The sequence below is a fragment of the Endozoicomonas sp. GU-1 genome (assembly GCF_027366395.1).
In the GTDB taxonomy this organism is placed as follows: Bacteria; Pseudomonadota; Gammaproteobacteria; order Pseudomonadales; family Endozoicomonadaceae; genus Endozoicomonas.
This window is the reverse complement of sequence record NZ_CP114771.1, coordinates 3384663-3410615: the sequence shown is the minus strand read 5'-3', so window position 1 is coordinate 3410615 and position 25953 is coordinate 3384663. Positions and strand designations below refer to the sequence as shown.

Genomic DNA, 25953 nt, shown 5'->3' with positions numbered 1-25953 from the left:
CCCGAACCATTGAGAAACTCAAGGGTGTTGCAAGGAGATAGTCATGGGTGATGAAGACCGCTTCAATCGCATTGAGCAAAAACTGGACGGTATTACCCAGATCCTGCAGACCCTGGCCAAACACGATGAGCGGATGGTGAACCTGGCGTTGCGGGAAAAGCGCAGTGAAGAACGGCTGGACACCATTGAGAAAGCCGTACTCAAAAACTCGACCATCAGCAGTGTGATTCAATGGATCGCTGCCACCACTACCGCAGGCATCATAGCCTTTGCTATCAAACAGTTATTCTAACCATGGCCAACCACAGCAAATACAAACCGGAAATGTGTGAGCAAGTGAAAGAGCTAATGAGCACCGGTTTAAGCCGAAAGGCTACCGCTACGGAAATGGGGATCAGCTATAACACGTTTCTGTCATATATGGACAAGTATGAGGAATTTGCTGAGGCCGTGGCTCAGGCAGATGTTCTGGCTGAAGTATTTTGGGAAGAAAAATACATGCAGGGAGCATTGGGGCTTAACAAGGATGTTTCGCCAGCCATGTTGATTATGTATATGAAAAACCGTTACCACTGGCGGGATCGCCATGAGCAGACTGTGGTAGCGGAAAAGATACCGACGCTGGACGAATGGCTGGAAGAAAAAGACGGGTAAAGCCAGCCCGGGAACGGCTGTTGACTGAGTTTCAGTTTTACGCCAGCAAGTGCCTGAAGATCCGCACCAAGAATGCCAAGGTAATTCCCTTTCAACTGAACAAGGCTCAGCTCTACCTGGATAGTCGCATCGAGGGTCAACGCCAGCGCACGGGCAAGGTGAGAATTGTTGTACTGAAAGGACGACAACAGGGCTGCTCCACCTATACTGAAGGTCTTTACTGGCTGGTGAGCAATCGCAAGGGGTTACGGGCCTACATCCTGACCCATGAAGCCGATGCCACCGCCAACCTGTTTGATATGGTGCAGCGGTACCACGACAATCAGCCACCGTTTACCCAGAGGGAACTCAAGAATAAAAGCTCCAAGCTGTTGGAGTTTTACCACGATTCCGGGTATCGGGTGGGAACCGCTGGCAATAAGGGAGCAGGTCGATCATCCACAGCGCAGCTGTTTCATGGATCGGAAGTAGCCTTCTGGCCCAATGCGGATGAACACCTGGCGGGTGTATTACAGGCAGTACCTAATGAAAAAAATACTGAGGTCATTCTGGAGAGCACTGCTAACGGCGTTGGTGGTGTGTTTTATGATTATGTTATGGACGCTGATGCTGGGCGCGGTGATTTTGAACTGGTGTTTATACCTTGGTTCTGGCAGAACGAATACCGTGCCGAAGTCCCCCAGGATTTCACGACAGATGCCGACGAACGATACCTGAAACAGACTTACGATCTGGATGATGGGCAGCTGCAGTGGCGACGCCAGAAAATCTATGAGCTGAAATCAGAAGATAAATTCAAACAGGAATATCCCTGCAATATTCAAGAGGCGTTTCTGTTTTCCGGACGGCCTGTTTTTGATCCTAAACATACCGAAGCTGCCAGGCAGGAGTGCTACTCGCCCAAATGGCAGTGTGAGCTGACACCTAATGGCTTAAACCGGAAGAAACCGGGATTACTGAACATCTGGTACCCAGTGGAGGGGAGTCAGCAGTATGTCATCGGTTGCGATGTGGCGGAAGGGTTGGCACCGATCAATGACAAACACAAGCACGGTGATTATTCATCCATCGACGTATTGGATCGTTCCGGTTATCAGGTTGCCCACTGGTCTGGCCATGTGGCTCCGGATGATCTGGGTAAGATGCTTAATCACTTGGGTCGTTATTACAACAATGCTTTGATCGGTGTGGAAAGAAACAACCACGGCCTGACCACCATCACCAAACTGAAAGACCTGAAGTATCCCAATCTCTATATGGAAACCACGGTGGACCAGCGCACCCAGAAACGCACCAAGCGGATCGGCTGGCTGACCACGACCAAATCAAAACCATTAATGATTGATCACCTGGCTGCATTGCTCAGGGATGGTGATGCGGGGATTTGCAACGTAGAGACGGTAAAGGAGTGCCAGACCTACGTCATTGAAGACAACGGAGCCACTAATGCCCAGGAAGGTTGCTTCGATGATCGAGTGATCAGTTATGCGATCGCCCAGCAAATGGTGCTGAAGCTGCCACGGCGCAAGATCAATATCAATGAGCTGAAGTATCGGGCTCTAGGGAAATCTGCTTACTAATGGAGCGGACAATTATTCTCTTTACTCAGCTGGTGGTGGGGTACTGGCCAGCCATTATGGCCGGACACCGTTTTGAGTGGCTGCGACGCAGAGGCAAGAAGGTCAGGTAATGGAACACGGATTGGTGATGGTGGCCACCCCGGATGAGGTGACTCAGGCGGAGCTGGACTCTTCTCTGGACAAGGAGTGTCGTGAACAAGCGGTGCGTGATGCTTTTGCCTCGGATCTCTATAGCCGCTGGCAGGGTTACCGGGAGGCCCGGCGGGAAGTGGAAGATGAGTGGCTGGATGCGTTGCGGGCGGTAAAGGGTGAATACGGTCCCGAGCAAGAAAAGGTGATGGAGCAGCAGCAGGCCTTGAGCCGGGTGTTTATCAAGATCACTGCCACCAAAGTCAATGCTGCCTATTCAAGACTTATTGATCTGCTGTTTCAGAATGTGGATTCCTTTTGGGATATTGTTCCCAGTCCATTGTCTGATATTCCAGCCTCCATTAAGCAGCAGATCCGGATGATGGCCATTCAGGAGCTGTTGCCCTATCGACTTGATCCCCGAACCCGAAACCAACTCATTCAGGAACGTAACGATGAAATGGAGCGGGAGCTGCTGGCGGAAGCGTTGGAAAAGGCCAATACCGCTGCCATGAAGATGAAGCGGTTAATTAAGGACTACCTGATCAATGCCAATGCACTCACCGAAATCAAAAAAATGGTTCGTGAACAGGTAACCTTGGGCACCGGCTGCATCAAGGTAGCCACTCTAAATACCCGGAACCATGAGAAGTGGGAAAGTGAAGGTGATGAATGGAAACTCAACGAGCATCAGAGCATCGAGCCGGGCTATGTTGTGCTTAAAGGTTGAAGATAATATGGTACCAATTAGCTGTTGGTTCTGGTCATTAAAAACAACACTATTAGGCTGTTAAGAGTCTAAAATGCTCATTTTCATGCCCTTCTTGCACTCCAGTAAGCTATTTAATTCATACGATTATCCCAATAAATCGCTTTCAACCCTTAAGCACAACATAGCCATCGAGCCGGATATTGAATGGGCCAGTGTCTTTGATCTATTTCCCGATCCCTATTCCCATGATCCGGGGAAACCTAATGATCTGTTTCGCCGTCATGTGCTGACCAAACATGAGTTTCGTGAGTTAGCAGGCAGTCCTGGTTTTGAGACTGATACCATTCACGCCATTCTGATGGAGTCTCCCCAGGGTAATCATGTTCCTGAAGATTACGAGCGGGAGCTGCGAAACATTAACAACAATGATGAGCAGTACGTTACGCCCCAGCGTTTTGATGTGCTGGAGTACTGGGGACCGGTAGATAGTCATCAGCTGATGGAGTATGGCGTTACCGATATTGATGAACAGGCAGAGTATCAGGCCAATATCTGGATCTGCGATGGCCGGATGATTATGGCCAGGCTCAATCCGCTGAAGCCGGAAGCGATTCCCTACAAGTTTGTTCCCTACGAAAGTGTACTGCATCGGTTCTGGGGTATCGGCATCCCCTACATGATGAACGACAGTCAGGATGTAATGAACTCCACCGGCAGAGCCCTGCTGGATAATGCAGCCCTGACCGCTGGCCCCATGTTCCAGATGGATGTGAGTAAATTACCGGAAGGCATGAGCCTGGAAGATGCCAAGAAGATCTATCCCTATCGGCTCTGGTTTTATGATGGCGAGGCTGGTGAAGGGCCGATGATTCAGGCCATCAATATTCAAAGTAACCAGAAGGACCTGTCCGGCATCTTTGAAATGTTCCGAAGATTTGCGGATGAAGAAACATCGCTCCCCAGTTACACCCATGGCGAACAGACCCAGAACCTGAACAAAACTGCCAGCGGTATGAGCATGCTGATGACCGCTGCCAATGTAGCCCTGAAAAGTTATGAACTCCCTCCGCTGAACTATAAGTTTAACTGGGCCTCTCATGCTGCACATGACTGACAGGGCAACAGTGACAAGCGACACCCCTTCAAAAAGGCACCTTCTCACCATCCCACTCCCAGATTGCCAGATCACTCTCTGATGGCTCAATATCCAGGCCATCATTATCCGTCTGTATATACTCCCACAGTTCATTCTGATGCAGCCAGATGGGATCAGCGCTGCGAAGCATGGCTTCCCGTTCCGCAAATGCTTCAAGGGTATCCTCTCTTTTAATCCGTACCCGCTTGCCGTTGATAAAAATCCACTGGTATTTCTTCCGGCGTTCCGCCCTGGCGGCTTTACGGATTCTTTTCTGTTCAGCAGTCAGCTTTTTTTTTTACTTTAGGCATGTGAATCACCGTGTTACTGGCCGGAACCGTTTAAAGACAACCGCTCTTTTTCCAGAGAGTTGATGCGTCGTTTCAGCTTGCGAATCTCCCGGTCAATATCATCCTGTCTTTTCTTCAACTGCTGCTGCCTGACGTAGTCCGGTCCTTAAAGCTTCAGCACCAGTGACTCTACTTCCTCCCTGACTACACGGTAATAAGGATTAACGTGGGCATAAGCGATCTGGTAGTGAATCGTCCCTTCTTTAATCGCCCGGATAATCGCCTCCTCAGTCAGGCCGAATTCCTTCGCTGCGTTTTTGTGGCTCAAGGTGGCACCTGGTGCTGTCCACTGGATATCGGGCATTGGGTCATACCTTGGCAAAATGATTTCAACGGATGTTTAAGAGTCGGGGTTCCTCTTTGAATGAGCCCAGGAATAAAGACGCATCCCCACTTTTTCCAGAATAAGTCTGTGGGTAAGTTGTTGGCAGGTTGTGTTTATACTGTCAGTAGTTCGTTATAACCCTTGCAGTACCTGCCTGTAGAATTATTATCCCCAGTTTCAGTTATCCGGAATTTGTGTGGAAAAGATTGTGGATAAACCGTTAGGGAATAAAGGCAACCTTTCAGACAGGCGGGGTACGAGCAGCTGGTTAAATATTGATCAATAAAAATCCTCATATTCCGGATACTGCTCCGGCGCTTCACCTTTACGTTCGATCACCTGGATATCAGACGTACTCTCTTCACTGCCGTGCATGACCACGATGTCAAACTCCCAGTTATCACCATAATCAAAGAAAAAGGTGATCTTCATTCCGGGAACCGGCTCAAGTTGACGCAGCCGGGTTTCAGTCACACAGGCATCGCAGAAATCCACCGCTGGATGACCAATCATCCGGTCAGCACCAAATGGGCTCAGATACTGAAAGTGATAAAGGTGGTCACAATCAAAATCAAAGGCGTCAAGAATGGCTTCTGCCAGGTCTTCAAGCAGGAGGTCAGCGGGTACTTTCAGTGTACGGGTGCACTGACTCCCCAAAGCAACGGACAGGACATAACTGGCAGCAATCATCGGCTCCGGTAGTTCCAGGGTTTTTTGAACATCTGGCCGAATTGCTTTTATCGCGGGCAGCAGATTGATTTGTTCATAGTCGTCTTCATATTCATCCTCTTTCAGCGAGTCGATAAACCCTTGCCGACAGGCGTTTAAAAACAACTGCCCCCAGGGCGTTAATTTCAGGAAATGGATTTCCCGGTTGCTATCCTCAAGCTGAAATTCAGCCATCCCGGCCATTTTGAGAATGGTCAGGTTGAACGACTTACCCCTGCGTAACCAGAAGCCCGGATCCCTGGCCGCTTTGCCTTGCCATAGATCGGTCTCGCCGTACATCATCATAATCCCGGGCAGAAAGCGATCATCAATCGAGCTGATTCGCTCCCCGACACTGATGGCATAACCTCGATTAATCCACGCTTCCAGCAGGGAAAAATATCGTTCAGTACCATTCATGCCTTGCCACTGCTGGTAAAGTGCCTCGTTGATATGAAGTACTGTATTTCCCCTGCTATCTGGCCGAATGACGGCCAGCCCCGAACTGCGACCCAGCAATAATAGCCCCATGAGCCGGGCATAATTAGTGGTCATTGGTCGTTTCAAGGTCAGCACTTCGGGGCTGGAGAGCAGACTGTTCAGTGGCTCAGCCCATTTAACCGGTGGCAAGTTCTTGCTTTTCGAAACCGGAACCGGATTTTTTACCAGGTAATCCAGAAAAACATCAACATCCCGGAGGAATACCTGATGATGATCCGACAGGGTAAATGCTGCTATGGCTTCTACCGTTTTTGGTTCAAATAACATTGGCTTCATTCTTATTGCTAACTCAGTTTTGTTGACGTAGATCAATTATTTAATTGCGGCAAATACGTAATCTATGCTCATTCATTGAGTGATTGCCGAAGTCGGTAACAATTGTTTCGGGGCCTGGTAATAAGAACACCAAATACTCACTCTCTGCCTAAGAATAAATACCACCCAAATAATAATAAAAACGGCTTACGGCTGATGGATCAGCACTTTCAGCCTTGCTTTTGGCGAGGTTGTTCATTGTTACCTACGGGAGAGTCAGCAGTATATCCCGTATTCAGGCGGATAGAATAATACGTCACTGTCTGTAAAATAATAGTCTCAACCAATAGGCTAGGCCTTGAGTTGAGTGAAACACTGCATCAGGGAAGAGGTGTTCAGGTATCACAATGATGTGAACCAATGGAAGCCTCGAACAACCAGGCAGGACGCACAGGAAACCTCAACGACACTGTTCGTTCTCTACGGCCTCGCTTTATGCGGGGTTTTTGTTTTGCTCAGTTATTCACTGCTGGTTAAAAAATAACCGCTCTGTTTTTGGCCCGTATTTCCCCCTGTTTTCCTGACTATCCCACGGGTTGTTCACCGGGTTATCCACGGAATTGGTGGACGATTAAAGTTCCTGGTCAAATGGTTGGTAGCTGGTGATGCTATATCTACGGATACCCGTTGGAACCAATCATCACCCACTGACAGGAGAAAATGATCGTGTCGCTGCCATATACCAACCGGACAGGGAAAACGTATTTCCTTTATCAGGGTGTCACCCGTACCGGCAAGCCCCGCTACTATTTTTCAGGTCAAAAGAAGGCTGAGGCAGAGCAAATCAGTACGATTCCTGAGGGGTTTGAAATTTATGAACGGCCCGAAAATGGCCAGGTCTTCCTGCGCAAGGCGATGCCCGGGTTAATCAAGGAATCTGAGCAGCAGTACATAGCTTCTGCACTGGAAGCCCTGAAAGAGTCTTTCCGTTACCGGATGGATTGCCAGCATCAGTATGTGACCGTTTTTGAGTCCTCTGCAGGAGATACGGCAAGGGAGATGAAGGAAGCCGGATGGCTCGGGAACCTGAAGCCAGATTACATGGAGAAGATGGTCCGTCAGAGCCGCTTTATGCCGGTTCTGCGTTTTGAATTGGTTGATGACACGAAGCGTCAGTTTCATGCACAGCGCTTCTGTTTTCTGGGCAGCATTGAGGACTGGATATCCCTGAAAGGCTCGGGCGATTTGAACGCACTGGCCAGCCAATACATTCCTTTGCTGGGGACGGATGCTTTTTATGAAGTACCCTGGTGATCAGGCCAATATTCCCACCATCCTTACCGCACTTCTGGTATTGCCCGGGCCTCTGTCATAGTGGCAGAGTTCGCTGTCATGGAGTTTAAGCGTCGAGTGTTGCCGTTTCATCACGCGCAAACGCTAACAATTGGTCAAGCCGTTCCCGGGCATGATCAGCGTCTTCAAGTTTGCGATCGACAGGAATCTGGTAGAGCTGCTTGGCGCGTTCAATATCCGCAGGAACATCACCGTAATGGGCGCGGGAAAAGGTCGGATTATAAATATCCCCCCAGCCAATATAACTCCAGGCAGAGTCCGGGAAATCTTTCACCAGGGCGGTAAAGGTGGCATCGCCCTCTTCATATGTCCTGGCCCGAAATTGCAGCTGAGCCATGGCCCGCCGGTAAGCCTTGTGTGTGTCCTCCTCTGATTCCGGGAAATGCTCAAGAAACTCCCGGAAGAAGGTAATGCCCTTTTCTATAAAAGAGGGTTCAGCAATCGCGGCATTTAACAAATGCATATCCATCACGGAACTCCACGAGTACAGGATAAATTCCATCCTGGAGCCAATGATGTCCAGAGATGTCTTGTCCTGATAGAGTTCTTTGATTATTTCCCAGGCATCCAGCCAAGTCTCGCAGGCCGCAGCTTCGGATTTATCAAAGTCGGTTGTCGTTTTATTGTCGCGCAGTACTTCAAACCCCTGGTCAATCAGCTGATTCAGTTTGATTTCTTCTTCTGTCAAGGATTGAGTCAGGTACGCCTTCATCTTGTCTTGCCATTCTGCGGATAAGCCTGTCCCTGCCACACTGCCTGAATAGCGTTCATCTCTGGACAGGTTTATGCTGGCGATTTGTAAGTAATAATCATTGGGTCCCGTCCAGGTCACATCATGACTGACAATGAAGCGAGGGTCATCTGCATAGAAGAAGCGTCTTGCGGTGATCAGTCTGTCGAAGTGTGGTTCCATTACCTCTAACAGCTCGGGCTGTAACTGCCTTAACCCTTCGGACAATTCTTCACGCATTTCCAAAGCCCTTGCTTCTGTCACAGCCCCCATGTTCCAGCACCCGGCGACCATGGTAATGATGTTTTCTATATAATTGCGGCCTGTCTGGGTTCCATCCAACAAGGTGCCGGCAAATTCACTCAGCCTTTCAGAGAGCTTCGGCAGGCCGGATGGTAAGTCCATGAAGGTCATGGATGTGGATGCCTGCTGTTTTTTTACCTGAAGTTGCTTTTTCTTCCGTCGTTTAAGCTCTTTTTGCCGGCGCTTCTGGCCGGTGGATAGTTTAGCCATGCTGAGACCTGAACCCTTCAATCAGAAAGCAAAGATGATGAATCAACCCAATAAAAAGTGACGCATTATTGCTCCGTTTTTATTGGCGCTCTATCACTATAGATGCCTGTCTACCCAGATAAAATTATTCTGTTCCAGCTTCTGCTCACCACTCCAACGGTAAGCCACCAGTTTGCCGGCAGGTCTTGCGACAGTGTAATCAACGCAGGCCACGGTTTCGCTCAAAGCCCCGGGATTACCGTCCATCCAGTAATGCCCAACAAACAGCGGCAGGCTTTTGAACCAGTCAATGGTCTCCTGGTGTCTATGAGAACCAAAGGGAAACTCAGCAATAAACTCAGCATGATCCCGGATATTTTTTTCATTATGGTGGCGCAGGTAATCTCCGGTGTTATCGGGTATTGAGTAGCAGATGGCATTGAACTCATGATTGCCCATCACGGCAAGCGCGCTTTCCTGTTCTACCATTGAACGACAAATATCGACTGTTTTCCGATGCTGTCCCTTGCCATCGATAAAATCCCCGACAAATATGGCTTTGCGTTCAGGGTGTTTATAAACCGTTCCCTGTCGTTGATAGCCAAGCTTAAGTAATAGAGCTTCCAGCTCATCAGCCCGGCCGTGGATATCTCCAATAATGTCGTACATTTTTATTCTTCTCGTAGGTTAATGGAGGTGTAAAGATGGCGGATCAGCATCAGTCTGACGATAGAAAACCGATCAACTGATCATGATCCAGGCTGTGCTGCCAGCCTGGAAGATGTTGTTCAATAAACTGATCCACAAGCTCCCTGGCCAGCATGCTGTGCTGAAAATCCTGATCACGAATACGCTTCAGTGATTGTTGATACTGCTTCTGATCCAACAGGCCTGCCCTGAATTGCTGTTTTAGCTCTGGTTTTTTTGTGGACAATTCAGCCTGAACAGCCTTGTACTCAGCAAGCTTTGAGAAAATCCCCTCGCTGCCATGTAACACAGCTTGCAGTGACTGACGCTTACCATCCAAAAGCAAAAGATCATTATAGAGTTCCGACAGCAGTTCTGAAGCTACCTGATCTCCAATTTCCAGAAAGTTACGACTGGCCCTGGCAAAGGTCGGCACATACCGGTGAGCACTGTACCCGGAGAACGGAGCAGTGATTTCAACAGATAAGCCTGCGCGGGAGAGGTCGGTGATTTTGCCAGAGACTGACTGACCATTGATGGTCATAGAGATAAGTTTTTCCATGTGTATTCCTCTTTAGCGAGATTTATTAAGCGCCTGCAAGTGGGAGTAAATTGGCGCTGTTATTTTCAGGCTAATACAGTCTGGTTAATCGGTCAAAGATCAGCCCCGATTGATATACATGGCTATTCTCAGTTCCACTAACTCCTGCATCATCTGATGCAAGGTCGCTTTATGCTGGGGAAGAACCTTTTCCTTGCAGACAAAACGACCACTGTCTATCACAAAGGGGTCGTTGTCTTTATTTGAGTAGAATTTAATGGGATTGCCCAACCAGTATTTATGCCAGGCTTTGCTGTCAGCAGTGAGGGTTTGCTTATTTTCAGGCAGGTCTTTGGTAAACAGGTCTGGCCGTCGTTTCAGGTGGTGCCAGCTTTTTTCGGCCAGCTGCTCAGTGGTTGGCGGGTTGTCAAAACCATCAAGGTCAAGGAATGCACTGAGCAGGATCATTTTAAAGGACTTGGCCATGGCGGTTTTCTCAATGGCGCTTCGAAGAAAATCGCCGTGGCGTTGCAACACCTCGGCTTCCTGCTTCGTCAGGTCTTGCTGGTTAGCAACCAGCTGAAACCAGCTATTGTGCTGCTGACCAACCCGGCTCAAGGGCATCTGAATTTCATTCAGGTAATGGTAGAACTCAGTAGCGATTGGGCGATAGTCAAGCAGGGTCTTTAATGTCTGGTATTCGTCTTCAATGCTGTCTTTCTGCTGCCGGGCAAGCCGGTTTAATAAATCGATGACGGTGGGTTCATAATTAACAAAACAACCATCCGGCAGCTCTGCACTCCCAGTGGTAATCTGCTTTGCCAGTTGTTTAAATGAGTGGCCGTTGTGCAAAGCTACAGGCTTGATCAAAAAGGACTTGTGGTTACCGATGAAGTCAATGACCACCAGATGGGTTTTCTGGTGGTGAAGCCTCAGCCCCCGGCCCAACTGCTGTAAAAACAGTATCTTTGACTCCGTTGGACGCAGCATAAGTACGGTGTCAATCGCTGGGAGGTCGGTGCCTTCATTAAACAGGTCTACGGAAAACAGTACATCCAGTTCACCATGTTCCAGTTGCGAGAGCGCTTCATGCCTTCGAAGCTCTGAGCCATTATAAACGGCTTCTGCTCTGTATCCTGCGGCTTTAAATTCTGATGCCATAAACTCGGCATGTCTTTGGGAAATACAAAAGGCCAGTGTCCGTTGCTGTCGCTTTTCCTGCCAGTGGTTAAGGATATGCCTTGCCCTTTTTTTCGGGCTCTTCAGGGATAACTGTGGGTAGAAATCAACAAATTTGAAAAAAAAAGCACCAGCGGCTGATTTCAGGTATGTTTTTATTTGCAGACAAAAACAAGAAGAAACGCCGCTGATGCTGATAAAAACTATCCTCAATAAAGTTCATAAACTCAAGTCATTTGTTTATCAGGATGTAAAACTCGGTCTCTATCAAGGCTCTGAAGTATTCAATGTCATCGTGGTCCCACGCAAGAACGGCCATGCTATTTGCTCAGGATGTCAGCAACCAGCTCCGGGCTATGACCGTCTTGCTGAACGTCGTTTCGAGTTTGTCCCTCTCTGGGGAATCAGGGTTTTTCTGCTCTACAAAATGCGTAGGGTTGAATGCAAGACATGTGGCGTAAAGGTTGAGCAGGTTCCATGGGCTGAAGGCAAGAAGGAACTCACCAAAGTTTACATGCAGTTTCTGGCAAACTGGGCTAGAAAGCTCTCCTGGAAGGAGGTCGCCCGTACTTTCAATACCTCGTGGGAGAAGGTCTTCCATGCTGTTGAGTATGTGGTTGAGTGGGGCAAGAAGCATCGTTCACTTGATAATATCAAGGCCATTGGTGTTGATGAGGTGGCGTATCAGATCGGCCATAAATACTTGACTGTTGTCTACCAGATTGATCGCGACTGTACACGGCTACTATGGGTTGGTCAGGAGCGTACCGAAGCTACGATTCGCAGCTTCTTCGCTTTCCTGGGTACACAGCGTAGCCAGCGGTTGGAGTATGTCTGTTCTGATATGTGGCAACCCTACGTAAAAGCGATTGCGGTGTTTGCCAGCCAAGCATTACATATTCTGGATCGCTTTCATATCGTTGCCATGCTGAATAAGGCCATTGATGAAGTCAGGACCACGGAACACAAACAGCTTCAGGCAGATGGTTATGAACCGGTGCTGAAAAAAACACGCTGGTGTCTGCTCAAGCGAAAAGAGAACCTGACCGAGAAAGAAGAGATCAAGCTGAACACAGTGCTTCAGTACAACCTCAAAAGTGTCAGAGCCTATCTTCTCAGAGAAGAGTTCCAAGTGTTCTGGGACTACATTTCACCACACTGGGCAGGAAAATACCTGGACCGGTGGTGTACAAGAGTGATGCGATCAAAGATAGAACCGATGAAGAAAGTTGCTAAAACTGTTCGACGACACAAGCCACTTATCCTGAACTGGTTCAAGGCGAAAAAGGCGTATTCCAGCGGTATCGTTGAGGGTCTGAACACCAAGATAAAACTCACTACGAGAAAATCATACGGTTTCAGAACCTACAGATGTGCGGAAATTGCGTTATATCATGCGCTTGGCAAGTTACCTGAACCGGAAATGACCCACAGATTTTACTGACGAGGCTTTTTTCTTGAATCCCACTGGTCATGGTCTCTGTATTGTCGTGCTTTTACAGGTTATGAATATGATCCACCATCCCGGGATTTCAGTTCATATGCCCAGCGATGCAATGATTGCCCCTGGAATCCGGAGCCTTCGTGATCAGTTAAGCAGGGCAGGATAAATTGGGGAAGATAACGGCAGCCCACCGTGATAAGGTGAAACTCAGGTCTATTACTCAAGCGGCAAAGCGGGGCTAATAACAACCGCGGTCAGAGCCGGGAGCGATTCCTATGATATCTCTGATGATTCATGAGCCTGATGGTGGGACAGGCCGATGTTGGATGGTCGGATGTATCAAAAATAAAAAACGGCCCCGGTGATCTGGCCGACTGGCCTCCGTAAGAGGCCATTACCTGCAAAAAAGTGATCCCGAAGCACAATAACTACTTGGGGATGATATGGAGTGTTATCAACAGCAGTTTGGTGGTGACTATGCGCTGGGTATCCGTATACCCCGATACTTTCAGGATATCTCTTATCGCCATGATACCGGCCCTGCCTTTACGTACACCCGGGGCAGCCGGATTCTGAAAATCTGTGTGTTGCCGGAAAGTCTCCAGGACCGGGAGATCACCGGTGCCTACCGTTACACCCTGATGGAAATGAAAGCGAACGGCGAGGATGACAACTGCCCGGCGTTTGTGGCGATCCATTTTGAAACGGACTCACCGGTGGCGTTTGAGCAGGTGATTTTTGACCGGGAGCGGTTGCAGGGCTTACTGAACCGGAACTGCTCCGCCGGTTGTACCCCGCAGGGGAATGGCCTGCTACCCGTGGGCTGGCGACCTTTTCTGAGATGAAAGCACCGCAAAAAGCTTACTGCCGGTAATCAGGCTTACCGGCAAGAATTTGTTGATTGCTATAAGCTTTTTTAAAGCTTGAGGTTTTCATTTATCAAGGATATCCGGTTAGTTTGAATTAAATTTTCTGCTCATTAACTTATGCCGTGGAATCCTTAACTTCCCAGCAAGGCCACTGATGGCAGCATCCTTCAGTTTGGTTTCAGCGGCACGAACCATGCCTGCAAATTCCTGTGCGTCTGGTGGTTCCGGCTTGAGCTTGTTTATTTTTACCAGATTATCCAGTTCTTTCATTGTTTGTCACCTGTCGTTGGATCCGTGGCCAACCAGAGTTTGGGCTGTTCCATCACCCGGGTGATAAAACTCTGTTTGTCGTTTTTTCGCTGTTGAAACTCATCGGGGGTGAGCAGGGTAGGGTTAATGATTCGGCCCAGTTGCTGTTCTGCGGATTCGAGCTTTTCCATGATGTCGCCATAACTCAGGTTGTGCCCTACCAGCATGACATCAATATCACTGCCTGAATGTTCTTCACCCTTTGCCACAGAGCCATAGATAAAGGCCAGTTCACACTGCCCGAGCAAAGGTTCCAAAGCGGTTTTGACGACACCCCGAAGACCAAAGGTTTTTCGGGTAATGGCTTTCAACTCTTCGAAAACAGGGTTGTCAGGATTTGCCTGATAGTGTTTTTGGTTTCCTTGTTGATAACTGTTTAGCAGACCGGCTTCGGTCATTTTCTTTATTTCACGTACCACAGCCCCTTTGCCGACACCGGCCATACGAGCGACTTCGTTCAGGTAGAATGAGCAGTCGGGCTTGCCGTAAAACAGTGTCAGCAGCCGCTGCTGGGTTTTGGTAAACAATGCGGAAGCGATATCAGGCACAGGTGGTTATTCTTTATTCAGTCTCATTATGGGTACTATAGGTCTCATTTTGGGACTTTTTAAGGCGTTCCGAAAACGAAGGGCAGCTGGTTATAGGGTTGTTCTGGATTCCATGCCATGTTTACAAAACCGAATTATATCGGCATAAAATCAGTGTATGTTGATGCTATCGACATATCACCTTTTAATGTCAGCATTCAGATACTGGTTTATGAAAGGACATGGAAGTTCGAGTCTTCACGCGGTCACCAATCCTCAGCAAAAAACAAGACTTTTCATTCTGGCTTGTTGGTATGAGCGGTATCTGATTTGCGTTATCTGTTGATCGCTCTATAATTGTATTACGATGTAATACGGTGTTAAACAATTATAAGGAGTGACAACCATGGCAATGATCGCGAAACCGGTAAGGTTTGAGGAAAAACAGCTGGAGCAGTTAAGCCAGTTGGCCCGGCAAGAGGATAGGGATGTGTCCTGGCTGATCCGGCGGGCGGTTCAGGAGATGCTTGATGCCCGTGACTGGCAGTTGAAGAAAACCGAAGCGACTATCGCAGCGGTTGAGGCCGGTGAGATGGAGACCATTCCCCATGATGAAGTGGTCAGGAGGCTGAAGGAAAGGGGTAGGCTGTCTTGATTGAATGGAGTTCAGCCGCGCTTGAACAGCTGGAAGCGCACTGCGAGTTTATAGACAATCATGTTGAGGGAATCGCTTCTGAGGATGTTGTGGTTGAGATTGTTGATACAATTGCCAGTCTGGAACGATTTCCGAAAATGGGTCGGCGGATTAAAAACAATATCTATAAATTAACCGCAGTCTCTTCCAGGTACATCATTCACTACACCATTGGTAATACGGTAAGAATTGAAGGTATCTATCATTACCGGCAAAATCGCGACAGGCCATAGTAAATACAGCTTACTTAACCCCCCCCCCCCAGTGTTATTTTTTTATGTCCGTCGCAAATCGGTTGTCAGGGCATCACCACCAAAATAATAAATTTGATGATTCCCTGCATGATATTTTGTTGTTGTCGTTTATATGCCTGTTTTATTGCCATTTTGCAGGGTAATCAGAAGGCGGTTTTTCATGAAAATTTTTCTTAAAAAAAATGGCCAAAATATCGAAAAATAATACACACTTATGCACTTTTTCCTAAAACGATATGAGCTAAGTGGGTGAAATATAAGAGTGGTACGATAGATTCAGATGCTAGTGACTGTATGGTCGTGGAAGTTCGAGTCTTCTCCTGGGCACCAATTCTCAAAGATATGTCGTGTAATTAGCGGCAAAAAAAACCGGACAACTGCCCGGTAATATCTTCTCTTATTTCTCTTCCCTTTTGTGCCTCGTCAGTAAAATCTGTGGGTCATTTCCGGTTCAGGTAACTTGCCAAGCGCATGATATAACGCAATTTCCGCACATCTGTAGGTTCTGAAACCGTATGATTTTCTCGTAGTGAGTTTTATCTTGGTGTTCAGACCCTCAACGATACCGCTGGAATACGCCTTTTTCGCCTTGAACCAGTTCAGGATAAGTGGCTTGTGTCGTCGAACAGTTTTAGCAACTTTCTTCATCGGTTCTATCTTTGATCGCATCACTCTTGTACACCACCGGTCCAGGTATTTTCCTGCCCAGTGTGGTGAAATGTAGTCCCAGAACACTTGGAACTCTTCTCTGAGAAGATAGGCTCTGACACTTTTGAGGTTGTACTGAAGCACTGTGTTCAGCTTGATCTCTTCTTTCTCGGTCAGGTTCTCTTTTCGCTTGAGCAGACACCAGCGTGTTTTTTTCAGCACCGGTTCATAACCATCTGCCTGAAGCTGTTTGTGTTCCGTGGTCCTGACTTCATCAATGGCCTTATTCAGCATGGCAACGATATGAAAGCGATCCAGAATATGTAATGCTTGGCTGGCAAACACCGCAATCGCTTTTACGTAGGGTTGCCACATATCAGAACAGACATACTCCAACCGCTGGCTACGCTGTGTACCCAGGAAAGCGAAGAAGCTGCGAATCGTAGCTTCGGTACGCTCCTGACCAACCCATAGTAGCCGTGTACAGTCGCGATCAATCTGGTAGACAACAGTCAAGTATTTATGGCCGATCTGATACGCCACCTCATCAACACCAATGGCCTTGATATTATCAAGTGAACGATGCTTCTTGCCCCACTCAACCACATACTCAACAGCATGGAAGACCTTCTCCCACGAGGTATTGAAAGTACGGGCGACCTCCTTCCAGGAGAGCTTTCTAGCCCAGTTTGCCAGAAACTGCATGTAAACTTTGGTGAGTTCCTTCTTGCCTTCAGCCCATGGAACCTGCTCAACCTTTACGCCACATGTCTTGCATTCAACCCTACGCATTTTGTAGAGCAGAAAAACCCTGATTCCCCAGAGAGGGACAAACTCGAAACGACGTTCAGCAAGACGGTCATAGCCCGGAGCTGGTTGCTGACATCCTGAGCAAATAGCATGGCCGTTCTTGCGTGGGACCACGATGACATTGAATACTTCAGAGCCTTGATAGAGACCGAGTTTTACATCCTGATAAACAAATGACTTGAGTTTATGAACTTTATTGAGGATAGTTTTTATCAGCATCAGCGGCGTTTCTTCTTGTTTTTGTCTGCAAATAAAAACATACCTGAAATCAGCCGCTGGTGCTTTTTTTTTCAAATTTGTTGATTTCTACCCACAGTTATCCCTGAAGAGCCCTTTTTGTTATCTTGTACCCTGTACTTCCTGAGTTTTCCGGATATAGATTTTCTTCGCTTCCAGTGTTTTGTGGCCGGATACTAATCCTTCGTGGTCAGATACACCTTTGGCTTTCAGATCGTGAAAGTGCCACTTCTCGTTAATCAGTCCTTCATCTACGGCGCGGTTGATCAGTTTCTGCCACTGGCTGTCTAACGTGTTTTTGTGCATCTTTTGTTCCGGTCTCGTCGGAATGTCTTTTTTACCGGTTACCGAACCAAACACGTATGCAAACTCCATCATCACTTTCCAGAACGGACTGGCCAGATAGTAAACGCAGGCGTCATTCATTTTGAGTATTAACTTGCAGGCTTTTCACTTTCGACTTATTTTATACACATACTGTATATACATTGGGGTGAGTTATGGAGACCAGCGTATTTTTTAACAATAAAACGCAGGCTGTCAGAATTCCGAAAGAGCTTGCCTTTCCGGATACGGTTAAGCGAGTCATGGTGCGTAAAGAAGGAAAAGCCATCATCCTGACGCCGATCGAAGACTACTGGGAAACATTTCTGGCGATGGAACCCATTGATGATTTTCCAGAGCGGGAGCAACCGGCCTGTCAGGATCGGGAGGACTTTTAATGGCGGAATACATGGTTGATACCGATATTTGTATTGCGGTTTTAAAACATAATCGCCCGGTCATTGATAAGTTTATTGAGCATCAGGGGAAGGTCTATGTTTCATCCATTTCCTGTTACGAGTTGCAGTTCGGCATTGAAAAAGGTGACCCTGAACACAGGCAGGGCAAGGAAAGTAAGCTGTCGTTCTTTTTAGAGGGAGTGAACGTGATCGACTTTGACGGGGCAGCCGCCCGGGAGTCAGCAAAAGTCAGAGAGGAATTGCAAAGGGGGCAACAAATTGGTGCTTATGATACCTTGCTGGCAGCCCATGCCAGAAGCCGGGGGATGGTAATGGTCACTCATAATCAGCGGGAATTTTCTAGAGTCCCCGGATTGCAACTTGCCGATTGGTTGGGCTGAAAAAGAGTGTAGTGACCAAAATTTGATCCGTGGCTTGACTCATAGTGTCAGTATAAGTGCGGTAAAAGCTCATGCTGGGAAAGTTCCCGATAACTTGATTTCCCACTGCTTGAATCCTTCAAAGAAACCCGGCCCTTGTTGTAGGCTGATAAGTAAAACGGCACCTGAGTTTGACTCAGGTGTTTTTTTATACTTAAAAATCAATAAGCTACAATCCAAAAAAACACAAAAAACCGTACGATGATATAAAATTCCACTTTAAAAACAACTATTTATATAACTAACTGGAAAAAGTAGTCTATAGTTAAATGATAACAAGTCAGCTTTTAGTTGGTCTTTATGGACAGAGTTATTGTTATTGATACGGAAACTACAGGGCTGTCACCATCTAGGGGCGGACATCGTGTAATCAATATTGCGGCGGTGGAGATCATCGACGGGAAGATTACGGGCAACACCTTTCATTCGTTTATTAACCCCGAAGGAAAGAAGAGCCAGCCCGGAGCTTTCAAAGTTCACAAACTTACGGAAGAGTTTCTTGCAAAACAGCCCACATTCTCTGAAATAGCCACGCCTCTGTTGGATTTCATTTCAGGGGCAAAGCTCTCTTTTTATTCAAAAAACTTCGATATGTCTTTTATCCAGTCTGAGCTGGATCGAAGCGGTATAAATGTTGTACTAAGCAGAGATTTCGAATCCTCCTGCCTAATGATTGATTTCGCCAACCGGGAAAACAATGGCAAATACCTTAAGCTGGATTCTGCCTGTATCAGATACGGTATCGATATATCTCAAAGAAAGGTGCATGGTGCTGCCATTGACGCAGAATTAACAGCTCACCTGTACGTCAAATTTCACTATGGCGATGAAAAGCCTCTTAATCGAACGCCTCACCAGAAACCCAGAGAGGAAAAAGAAGCCCGGCCTATACCGAGGGCGTTCAAGCACCCGAAATCAGGGCTAATGATACAGCTCAACCACTGTAAGAATCCTAATTGTGATAATTATGGTGTACCAGCACTGAACCCAAAATTGAAAAAGTCCGGTGAGCCAAAGAAAGGCTTAGGCAACGCTTACAAGCTGACAAACAGCAAGACTGGTAAATCGCTCACCTGCAAGCTATGTGGATCAAGCACAAAGCTCATTAACAATAAAGCATTTGTAGAAGAATCGCTCAGGCTTAATGAACTTTTCAGGTTAAGAGAGATTTCATGCCCCGATGTAAAGCTTCGTACTTCAAACAGGCGCACAAGACCATGTCGCAACTCAACAGTCAGTATCTATAAACACCCAAAAAGATACACATTGCAAGGCACGCGAGCTTCAGCCTCCAAAGGACAAGAGGAACTATCTTCTCAACGTGTTCAATGTAATGCTTGCAAAAATGAGTTCACTATTCCGTTGAACCCTCAAATGGGGCAATCTCGAAAAGACGTCAATGTGGCGCTGTTCAAGGGGTTGGTCAATAAAGGAATTTTGAACCGGCTCTCGGAGCTGCTCGAAATATCCATGAGCCTGATTTACCACAAACTTGAATTCTTTTATGAGCAGTGCATTCAGTTTGATCAGTGGCATATCAATCAAAATCTGGACATCCTGAAAGGAAAACGACTGACTCTCAGCATGGATCGCCAGCACTACCTGGTTAATTGGACAGAAAAAGAGGATGCCAGGCCAACAAAGTTGGTCAATACAAGCACTGTTGATAACCAGAGCCGGTTTGTCTTCGCCAGCACATTAAATTTCGACTTTATTAGTGACTGGGAAATCATCAAAAAAGACAGCGCCATGCGCCGGGACGCTGAAAAACCGGAATGGAAGCGGCGTTATGCTCAATATGTACTCAAGGATAGAGAAGTGCAAGGAGATGATGTTAATGATGAATTGTCTCTGAAAGCGCCTCAAAAAGGGCTTCTGGTGCAGCAAACATATTCATTAATGGCCCACTTGGAGCAAATGAAGCCATTCTATGACACCATCGACTACGCATACTTGATGGCCGACGACGATGAAGGGTTTGAGCTGGGGATCTGCCTGGTGCTTAGAGAATTAATTGAGAATCAGAAAATCTACCCTGTTTTAATTCGTGCGGACAGGAATAATGCAAGCCAAATGCAGGACAAAAGATCCTGGGCAGAACAGGTGTTACGAAAGCACGGAGTTGAGTTCAGCGGAAGCGGCAAGGATAACCTCACGCTTGAGGAAAAAAGAGAGCTTGCCCAGAAGTATTGGGCAGCAAATTTGGAGCAACAGTTACATAACGCGGGTCAAAGCCGCTCTGAATGGCTGGTTCACCCTTTCCCAAAATCACAACACTCTGTCCAGTTGAAGCCATTGGTTGGTGTCAACAAAGATCGATGGCTTGATGTGGCGGAGAACTTGTTTGATAGCTCAACTCAAGGCGTAGACAACTACTTTCAGATGATTCGCAGAAGAATCAATGTACTCGAACGCCCGATCACTTCAGCAACCAATGGCCATCGTTGGAACGGTTATGCATCCTACAACCCTAAGTGGAGTGTCATGCTTGTAGAGATTCTGCGGGTGTACAACAACTACATTATTACCGACTCCAAAAAGTTGAAGAACAAAGGCAGCAAGCAGGAGCCATTAACTCCTGCTCAGAAACTCTGTCTAGCCAAAAAGCGCTACTCAATACAAGATATCTTGAGCTTCAGTGCGTTCAAGGAGTTCAAAGAAAATACCCTTCCCCAAGATGCTGACGACAAAGTGTGAATGCTGACAATCACACTATTACCCGTCCGGTGACAACCTCTCTGAAAGCAAAGAATTAGAATGCAATTGTCTTATATGATACGATGAAAGCGTTCCCTGTAATCAACAATCGTCCCAACAACTTATAGCTAAATCCACCGCAAAAAAAAGCTTTAAGAGACCATCTGAGGGTCCGCCAACAAGCCCCGGGGAAGTTATGAATCCTCGGAACACAAACACATTGTTCTGAGCCTGATTTTCCTGAAATTTATCAGCGACAAGTTTGAAATACAGAAGGCAAAAATCGCCGAACAGTACGGCGCTAACTTTGTGGATATGGTGGATTTCTAAACCCAGGCAACGTATTCTATCTACCGTATTAGTGCCGTTAGTTCTTTGTGTTGGGAAATGACAAACAAAGTGACATCGCCATTACTATTGGTTCGGCACCATGTTGATGTTGAGCATGAAACCGGTGACCACGTCGTTACTGAAGAGGGCAACAAGCAGACCTTAACCGAACTCTTTATGGAAACCCGCCCCGAGACCACGCCGAAGCTAATCAGCGAAAGATCGACAAGATTGTTAAAGCCACCGGTTTGAAGGTTGGCAAAACTAGTGGCCTGCGTGAAATCCAGAAGACACTGTTATTGACACTGACTCAGTATGGTTGAGCAAAGGCAAAGATCTGTTTATAAGACCTACGCCTACATCAAAGAGCATTACTAACAGGGGCAGACGCATGACTGTCAGAAAAAGAATCTCCAAAAGTACCATGTCGATGTTCTTTAGAACAGCATGTGACCGTGAACTCTATCTATCTTTGCACACAGGAAAAAAAGAGAACATCGAGTCCGCCGGACTTTCAGTGCCGCTTAAGTCCCGCCCAGGCGTTCAGATCATTACCAAGGCAGGCAATGACTTTGAACGCGGCCAGTATGAGATGTTAGTGAGAGAGCTGCCAGGCAACGTTGTATTCGAGCCATCATTTAATGATGTCGATTTGTTGAAAACCCTATCGACGCATGTTGCTGATAAACTCATCATTCAGCCTGCTATAGAGCCTGAAACCTTTCGAGACACTGTTCTTGGCAACCTTGGACTCAGTCATTCCGAGCAGTCCTTGATTCCGCCCCTGAGTGGAATGCGTCCTGACCTTATCTATGCATGGGCAAACCTGAAACCCGATTGGGAGGTGTTGCCCGACGGAAGACGAACGCATATTGATGGTAGCGACGGCCGTATTGCGCTATCCGTTATCGATTTGAAAAATGTTCAGGAGGGCAATGCCAGCTATGCAGCAGAAGTGTGCCTGTACTCGATATTTCTATCTAACTACTTGAACGTTAACAATCTAGCCGATCGATATTACGTCTCACACCAGTGCTTTCTTTGGAGTAACGCAGAACTACTCAATTTCAGCCAAGCATTGATTGCCAAACCGATGAAGACTCCATTGGAGAAAATCGATGCATTACGACATGACTGGGAGCCTGTCAATTACCTGCTTTACATGCCAAGTGTGCTCAAATTTTTCAGGGAAGATTTGATTCGGGTGATTGCTATTGGAGATGCAAGTGGTTGGAAGGCTGTTGATTACCATGTCTCTGGTAAATGCAATGCTTGCGATTGGCTTGGTGTGGAAAAATGGCTAAACCCCACAGATAAAATTTTCTTCCAGAACAACCCAGAAAACTATTGCTCCAGAGCTGCAGAAGCACAGGATCACCTTTGTAGACTTCCTGGCTTGAGCAGAGGTGCACGACAAATTTTGTCCAACAGTGGTGTGAGCACTGTTAATGCGTTGGCTCAGGTGCCTAGCGCCTCCCCCGCCATACTTGGTAAGCACACCTTTTTGAAGCGAGAGCGAAATTCGATCGAAGCCAAAGCCTTGGCTTTGTTGACCAATAGCGTAACGACTGATACCAGCGCAATCGTTGCCGGGCTTGCCCGGAATATAAATTTAGAGATTGACATTACTGTCAATTTTGATGCGTCGTCAGGATATCTGACCGGCATTGGCTTTAGAGCAAACCTGCTGTATCCATATGGTTCGACGAATGCTCCGGAGCGCTTAAGCCTTACAAGTTTCGTAAACCCTAAAGACGAGTTGGTGTCTGAGTGGGGTGTGGTTCAAAACTTTATTGAGGAATTTGTCCGAGTTGTAGATTCGGCGGTTGTCAAATTTGGAGCACAGAATCTTGGCAGCCCCAAGACGCAAATTTACTTTTGGGAAGTTCGTCAGTATGAAGAGCTCTGCAAAGCCTTCAGCCGTCATTTGGGAGCAATTCTTGCTCTGCCTACGGCCAAGCAGAAAAGTTTAGCTTGGGTATTTCCACCGGATGAACTGATGGAAAGAGAGGACGGTGAAATAAGCCCTGCAATTGTCTTCATCCAGGACATTATTCAGCGAATTGTTAATACACCGATTCCCTTTGCGCTTACGCTTTTGAGGGTGGCAGAAGAATACCATCTAGCCCAAATGCCACCGCAAAATGTGGACAACTATTATCAAGAACCGCTTGGCAACAGCATTCCACGAGAGCGTATCTACGAGATATGGAAATCCCCAGCAGGCGTTTTTATGCGCGGCTCCCGTACCATTATGGTTCACGATGCTATCGCCGACTACGGCAAGGCGCTCAGGGCTCAGGCATATTCCCTAGCGACTATTACCGCCAGATTGCGAAGTGACTTTAAAGGTAAGTTAAAAGGCTCAGCGCGTGTTCTTCGTTTACAAGGTGTTGCAGGGAGAAGAGGTGTAGCTGACGATTCGAAGTTGTGGGCACAATGGGAGTTGGTCAATGCCGCTACGAGCAAGGTTGAACGGGTTTCGGAATTCACGATGCCAGGAGAACGACTGGAATCGGCTTTTAAGGCGATAGTGCTAACACGTATTATTCGTGTGCTAGGCTCGTACCATTTTGAATTTGAAGTAAGCCCGGACTCCACAGAGTCAAAGCTAGAGGAAGGTAATAATTTTCTTTCCTTAGGTTCAATTAACGCACCTGGATTTCTGCTTCAAAACGGGTTTTCTTTGGGAGTTGCATCGTCATTTCCATATCTGGATGAAGGTCTGCTTAGAGTGCCTACTCACAAATTTATCGCCGCCTCGCTGATTAGATTTGATAGAGTAAATCGGCTGGCAGAAGTGGAATTTAGACCTCGCTTTAACCCGACAGCGTGTGATGCATTATTTCAAGCTGCAATGAGTAGCGCCCCGATTAACAACTGCGTATCACCGGTGTTTCTGATGGAGTCAGCACCATACGATGACTCAGACAACACAATCGATATCCTCAATGCTATTGCCCACCCTGTTAACTCGAAAGCAGACAGGAATGCTGTCATTGCTTTAGGTCGACGTGCACCATCGCGTAAAGCAGGTACAGATCCAGCAACGCCCGCGTCTGCTATGCTTTGGGAGGCAAAAAAGCTGGCAAAGCAAGCTGTCCGAAGATTCTTCTGAGGTAAAAGCAATTGTTTCAAAAGCCAAGAGCTTAAATCGACATCCTCTTAATTCAAGCCAAATCGATGCGATTAAGGGGTGTGCTAAGCATGCTCTCAGTATTATCTGGGGGCCTCCTGGTACGGGCAAAACCGATACGTTGTCGGCATTGATCCATGCGTTAGCTTTAGAAGCTATTGCGAAAGGTTCTGGTCTTAAAATTCTACTAACCGGACCTAACTATCGCGCTGTTCAAGAATTAATAGAGAGAACGATTACCAGCATCGAAAATGACGCATCATGTGTACTTGATGTATTTAGCGGCTTTTCTCGTTCAAGAGAGCCGATACCCCTGAACCTTAATGCAGCCCATTTGAATGGCGGTGCGTTAAGGTTTACTGACAACGATCCGTTGTACGGAAGGTTTTTGCAAAGCATGCAGGATACCAATAGGGTGACAATTGTTGGTACCGCTGCACACGCCCTGCCATCGATGGTGCAACTGTTGGACTACCAAAGCCCATTGGCACCCATATTCGATTTAACGATTGTTGATGAGAGCTCACAGGTTCCCGTAACTCTGGCACTACGCGCTTTAGCAGTTCTTAAGGATTCGTCACAGTTGGTGATTGCAGGAGACCACATGCAAATGCCGCCAATTTCGAGCCTAGACGCCCCAGTTGGCGCAGAGTATCTAGTTGGGAGTATTCAGACATATCTATTGCAACGGTTTAACTTGAAGCCCTTACCCTTATTGGTCAACTATCGTTCAGGTGCAGACATCGTTGCTTACGCACGCAGCCTCGATTACCCTCAGGCTTTGGTTCCCGAATTTCCAGATTTACGGATACATCACATCAATGCACCTGGCAGTGCTCCAGCTGCGACCGGCATTTCTTATTCTTCCCTGATAGGTGAAACATTAGCGCCGAATAAATCGGTAATCACTTTAATTCATGAAGATATCGCATCGTCCCAAGCAAATCCCGAAGAGGCAGAATTAGTTGTTACTTTGATTTGGCACTTATTTAACAGCGCCAGCTATTTCCTTGATGGGACGAAGCAGGCAGTTAACCACAGACCTGCAAGTGAAGATGAATTCTTCGAAAAATGTGTGGGAATAGTAACGCCTCATAAGGCTCAGAAATCGCTGATAATTTCGAAGCTAAATCAACTGTTTCCAAATGCAGATAAAGAGAAGATATTTTCTGCAGTCGACACTGTCGAGCGCTTTCAAGGTGGCCAGCGACACACAATCATTGTTTCATTTGGTGTTGGTGATTCAGAAATTGTGGAGTCAGAGGAAGAGTTCTTGATGCAACTAGAGCGAACCAATGTCGCGGTATCCCGCGCAATGGCGAAGTGCATAATGATTATGCCGAAGTCACTTGCCTATCATTTGCCAAGCGACAAAAAGATCGCCAAATCGGCCAGAGCCTTGAAATCTTACATCGACGAATTCTGCTCGGAAACACAAAAGTATGTTCATCCGCTATCCAGCGGAAATAGAGAGTTCGACCTAAGATGGCATGAACGCGTGTGAA

At 47.1% G+C, this 25953-nt stretch carries 28 protein-coding genes; 17 read left to right on the top strand and 11 right to left on the bottom strand.

What is annotated here, in order from left to right; all coding sequences use genetic code 11:
- The first annotated feature begins 43 nt into the window (after window positions 1-43).
- The 5 genes from O3276_RS14030 (at window position 44) to O3276_RS14010 (ending at window position 4189) form a co-directional block, all read left to right on the top strand.
- Window positions 44-292 carry a hypothetical protein gene (locus O3276_RS14030; RefSeq protein WP_101745988.1) on the top strand — a complete coding sequence of 83 codons (249 nt, stop codon included), beginning with the start codon at window positions 44-46 and terminating at the stop codon, window positions 290-292.
- Window positions 293-294: 2 nt separating this feature from the next.
- Window positions 295-654, top strand: a complete 360-nt coding sequence (locus O3276_RS14025; RefSeq protein ID WP_269671911.1) for a hypothetical protein — start codon at window positions 295-297, stop codon at window positions 652-654.
- Window positions 630-2234: a terminase large subunit gene (locus O3276_RS14020; RefSeq protein ID WP_269671910.1), complete on the top strand. Its 1605-nt coding sequence runs from the start codon at window positions 630-632 to the stop codon at window positions 2232-2234. The genes O3276_RS14025 and O3276_RS14020 overlap by 25 nt, the downstream gene beginning before the upstream one ends.
- 109 nt (window positions 2235-2343) lie before the next feature.
- A complete protein-coding gene (locus tag O3276_RS14015) occupies window positions 2344-3093 on the top strand; it encodes a hypothetical protein (RefSeq protein ID WP_269671909.1) in 750 nt (249 codons plus the stop codon).
- Window positions 3094-3166: 73 nt separating this feature from the next.
- Complete coding sequence (locus tag O3276_RS14010) at window positions 3167-4189, top strand: portal protein (RefSeq protein WP_269671908.1); 1023 nt, start codon at window positions 3167-3169, stop codon at window positions 4187-4189.
- A 28-nt stretch (window positions 4190-4217) separates the two neighbouring features.
- Here O3276_RS14010 and O3276_RS14005 read toward each other — a convergent pair whose 3' ends face one another.
- The 3 genes from O3276_RS14005 to O3276_RS13995 form a co-directional block, all read right to left on the bottom strand.
- On the bottom strand, window positions 4218-4361 hold the full coding sequence (locus O3276_RS14005) for a hypothetical protein (protein ID WP_269671907.1): 144 nt from the start codon (window positions 4359-4361) through the stop codon (window positions 4218-4220).
- A gap of 305 nt (window positions 4362-4666) precedes the next feature.
- Complete coding sequence (locus O3276_RS14000) at window positions 4667-4864, bottom strand: hypothetical protein (protein ID WP_269671906.1); 198 nt, start codon at window positions 4862-4864, stop codon at window positions 4667-4669.
- 300 nt (window positions 4865-5164) lie between these two features.
- A complete protein-coding gene (locus tag O3276_RS13995) occupies window positions 5165-6361 on the bottom strand; it encodes an IS1096 element passenger TnpR family protein (RefSeq protein ID WP_269671905.1) in 1197 nt (398 codons plus the stop codon).
- Between the two features lie 714 nt (window positions 6362-7075).
- Here O3276_RS13995 and O3276_RS13990 point away from each other — a divergent pair.
- Window positions 7076-7663, top strand: a complete 588-nt coding sequence (locus O3276_RS13990; protein ID WP_269671904.1) for a hypothetical protein — start codon at window positions 7076-7078, stop codon at window positions 7661-7663.
- Window positions 7664-7748: 85 nt separating this feature from the next.
- On the opposite strand, the gene O3276_RS13985 is transcribed toward O3276_RS13990, so the two are convergent.
- The 4 genes from O3276_RS13985 to O3276_RS13970 all read right to left on the bottom strand — a co-directional run bounded on the left by O3276_RS13985 (window position 7749) and on the right by O3276_RS13970 (window position 11544).
- Window positions 7749-8945 (bottom strand): hypothetical protein, encoded by a 1197-nt coding sequence (locus O3276_RS13985; protein ID WP_269671903.1) that lies wholly within the window; start codon window positions 8943-8945, stop codon window positions 7749-7751.
- Between the two features lie 96 nt (window positions 8946-9041).
- Entirely contained in the window at window positions 9042-9593 is a 552-nt protein-coding gene (locus O3276_RS13980) for a metallophosphoesterase (RefSeq protein WP_269671902.1), read from the bottom strand.
- Between the two features lie 49 nt (window positions 9594-9642).
- A complete protein-coding gene (locus O3276_RS13975) occupies window positions 9643-10173 on the bottom strand; it encodes a hypothetical protein (RefSeq protein ID WP_269671901.1) in 531 nt (176 codons plus the stop codon).
- Between the two features lie 99 nt (window positions 10174-10272).
- The gene (locus tag O3276_RS13970; protein ID WP_269671900.1) at window positions 10273-11544 is read right to left on the bottom strand and encodes a helicase-related protein; all 1272 of its coding nucleotides are present in this window, start codon (window positions 11542-11544) and stop codon (window positions 10273-10275) included.
- On the opposite strand from O3276_RS13970, the gene O3276_RS13965 reads away from it, so the two are divergent.
- On the top strand, window positions 11522-12775 hold the full coding sequence (locus tag O3276_RS13965; RefSeq protein ID WP_269671896.1) for an ISL3 family transposase: 1254 nt from the start codon (window positions 11522-11524) through the stop codon (window positions 12773-12775). The two genes, O3276_RS13970 and O3276_RS13965, sit on opposite strands and share 23 nt — an antisense overlap.
- Window positions 12776-13218: 443 nt before the next feature.
- Entirely contained in the window at window positions 13219-13620 is a 402-nt protein-coding gene (locus O3276_RS13960) for a hypothetical protein (RefSeq protein WP_269671899.1), read from the top strand.
- A gap of 108 nt (window positions 13621-13728) precedes the next feature.
- Here O3276_RS13960 and O3276_RS13955 read toward each other — a convergent pair whose 3' ends face one another.
- Window positions 13729-13914, bottom strand: a complete 186-nt coding sequence (locus O3276_RS13955) for a hypothetical protein (protein ID WP_269671898.1) — start codon at window positions 13912-13914, stop codon at window positions 13729-13731.
- Window positions 13911-14501: a nucleotidyltransferase domain-containing protein gene (locus tag O3276_RS13950; protein ID WP_269671897.1), complete on the bottom strand. Its 591-nt coding sequence runs from the start codon at window positions 14499-14501 to the stop codon at window positions 13911-13913. Before O3276_RS13950 ends, O3276_RS13955 begins: the two co-directional genes overlap by 4 nt.
- 385 nt (window positions 14502-14886) lie before the next feature.
- On the opposite strand from O3276_RS13950, the gene O3276_RS13945 reads away from it, so the two are divergent.
- Both O3276_RS13945 and O3276_RS13940 read left to right on the top strand, forming a co-directional pair.
- Window positions 14887-15135, top strand: coding sequence for a CopG family ribbon-helix-helix protein (locus tag O3276_RS13945; RefSeq protein WP_257266787.1), 249 nt, complete (start codon window positions 14887-14889; stop codon window positions 15133-15135).
- The gene (locus tag O3276_RS13940; protein WP_163370563.1) at window positions 15132-15407 is read left to right on the top strand and encodes a type II toxin-antitoxin system RelE/ParE family toxin; all 276 of its coding nucleotides are present in this window, start codon (window positions 15132-15134) and stop codon (window positions 15405-15407) included. The genes O3276_RS13945 and O3276_RS13940 overlap by 4 nt, the downstream gene beginning before the upstream one ends.
- A gap of 444 nt (window positions 15408-15851) precedes the next feature.
- Here the strand turns inward: O3276_RS13940 and O3276_RS13935 are convergent, their stop codons facing one another.
- Both O3276_RS13935 and O3276_RS13930 read right to left on the bottom strand, forming a co-directional pair.
- Window positions 15852-17105, bottom strand: a complete 1254-nt coding sequence (locus O3276_RS13935) for an ISL3 family transposase (RefSeq protein WP_269671896.1) — start codon at window positions 17103-17105, stop codon at window positions 15852-15854.
- 120 nt (window positions 17106-17225) lie between these two features.
- The gene (locus O3276_RS13930) at window positions 17226-17549 is read right to left on the bottom strand and encodes a site-specific integrase (RefSeq protein WP_269671895.1); all 324 of its coding nucleotides are present in this window, start codon (window positions 17547-17549) and stop codon (window positions 17226-17228) included.
- 74 nt (window positions 17550-17623) lie between these two features.
- Here O3276_RS13930 and vapB point away from each other — a divergent pair, with 74 nt between their 5' ends.
- The 7 genes from vapB to O3276_RS13895 all read left to right on the top strand — a co-directional run bounded on the left by vapB (window position 17624) and on the right by O3276_RS13895 (window position 25952).
- Window positions 17624-17845, top strand: a complete 222-nt coding sequence (gene vapB, locus O3276_RS13925; protein ID WP_269671894.1) for a type II toxin-antitoxin system VapB family antitoxin — start codon at window positions 17624-17626, stop codon at window positions 17843-17845.
- Window positions 17845-18246 carry a PIN domain-containing protein gene (locus tag O3276_RS13920; RefSeq protein ID WP_269671893.1) on the top strand — a complete coding sequence of 134 codons (402 nt, stop codon included), beginning with the start codon at window positions 17845-17847 and terminating at the stop codon, window positions 18244-18246. The genes vapB and O3276_RS13920 overlap by 1 nt, the downstream gene beginning before the upstream one ends.
- Before the next feature lie 339 nt (window positions 18247-18585).
- Window positions 18586-20982 (top strand): exonuclease domain-containing protein, encoded by a 2397-nt coding sequence (locus tag O3276_RS13915; protein WP_269671892.1) that lies wholly within the window; start codon window positions 18586-18588, stop codon window positions 20980-20982.
- Between the two features lie 219 nt (window positions 20983-21201).
- Window positions 21202-21312, top strand: a complete 111-nt coding sequence (locus O3276_RS13910; RefSeq protein ID WP_332328269.1) for a hypothetical protein — start codon at window positions 21202-21204, stop codon at window positions 21310-21312.
- A gap of 57 nt (window positions 21313-21369) precedes the next feature.
- Window positions 21370-21564, top strand: coding sequence for a hypothetical protein (locus O3276_RS13905; RefSeq protein WP_269671891.1), 195 nt, complete (start codon window positions 21370-21372; stop codon window positions 21562-21564).
- A gap of 139 nt (window positions 21565-21703) precedes the next feature.
- Window positions 21704-24430 (top strand): hypothetical protein, encoded by a 2727-nt coding sequence (locus O3276_RS13900; RefSeq protein WP_269671890.1) that lies wholly within the window; start codon window positions 21704-21706, stop codon window positions 24428-24430.
- Window positions 24327-25952: a DEAD/DEAH box helicase gene (locus O3276_RS13895; protein WP_269671889.1), complete on the top strand. Its 1626-nt coding sequence runs from the start codon at window positions 24327-24329 to the stop codon at window positions 25950-25952. The genes O3276_RS13900 and O3276_RS13895 overlap by 104 nt, the downstream gene beginning before the upstream one ends.
- The last annotated feature ends 1 nt before the right edge of the window (window position 25953 follow it).